Here is a 1,020-nt window from a genome sequence, read left to right on the forward strand (position 1 = left end):
CGTAATCGCGCAATACTGCTGTTAACACACTGGGCGGGTATGCGTATAGGGGAAGTAGCAAGCGTGCGCTATAGCGACGTTTTAAGCAGCGATAACCAGGTTTTAAATGAAATCCATCTAGCAGCCAATCAAACCAAAGGCTCTAAAAGTAGGGTAGTTCTTTTATCTGAGCGTATGCAACATGAACTTGCCAAGTACATCGCAGCGCATCCACCAAAAGATATGAATCGTCCATTGTTTCCCACGCAAAGAGCACATGGATTTACGCCAAATACATTGACACATGTAATTAATGGCTTATATCGCCAAGCTGGACTTAATGGCGCTACTAGTCATAGCGGTCGTCGGGGCTTTTTGACACGACTCAGTGAGAAGGGTGTATCAGTGCGGGTGATGATGCAGCTAGCCGGCCATAGTCAGATGTCAACCACGCAGCGCTATATTGATACCCGTCCAGATATTCTGCGGAATGCAGTAGAGCTTATCTAGCGGTATTTGGCCTTTTCTTGTTTGGCCCATGCTGTTTGTTTGGCTAAGACTTGATGAAACTCATCCGCATTAAATTTAACGGCATAGGGGTGCTTGGTATTGCTTGGAAATATACCCCGCGCAGCATTTTCAGCCACCATAGTGGCATTTAGTAATGCGCGGCTAGTTACGATTGTGAGTGTTTGTCTAGCCTGTGAAGTAAGAATCGTTTTCTTGATGGCTTTGGAGTCCACTTCATTGCTATAGGTTTTACTAACTTCCGCTTCAGCGCCAATACGCCACAGCTCACTTTTAGGACGTAATGCCCTTAACCACAAAGTCTTAATTCCTATCTTCAAAGTTTGTAAGTGCGTTTTCTTTTGCAAGAGCTGGTATTTAGCTTTTGCTTGCATTGGCTTATTACTAATACTGTTTGACAGTATTTGAGTAATTTCGGCAATCAAGCGACTGCGTTTGATATTCAGCGGAATGGCTAGCAGTAGGGTATCGGGCTGTCCAATTTCTTGCCATTCATTGTGGAGGTAATTTTCA

At 44.3% G+C, this 1,020-nt stretch carries 2 protein-coding genes; one reads left to right on the forward strand and one right to left on the reverse strand.

From position 1 onward, the window contains the following. On the forward strand, nucleotides 1-489 hold a 489-nt coding region (locus B7Y67_RS19305; protein WP_293600019.1), incomplete at its 5' end, for a site-specific integrase. On the opposite strand, the gene B7Y67_RS19310 is transcribed toward B7Y67_RS19305, so the two are convergent. Continuing rightward, the coding region (locus tag B7Y67_RS19310; RefSeq protein WP_293600020.1) for a hypothetical protein at nucleotides 486-1,020 on the reverse strand (535 nt) is incomplete at its 5' end. The genes B7Y67_RS19305 and B7Y67_RS19310 overlap by 4 nt on opposite strands.

The sequence above is a fragment of the Polynucleobacter sp. 35-46-11 genome (genome assembly GCF_002281105.1).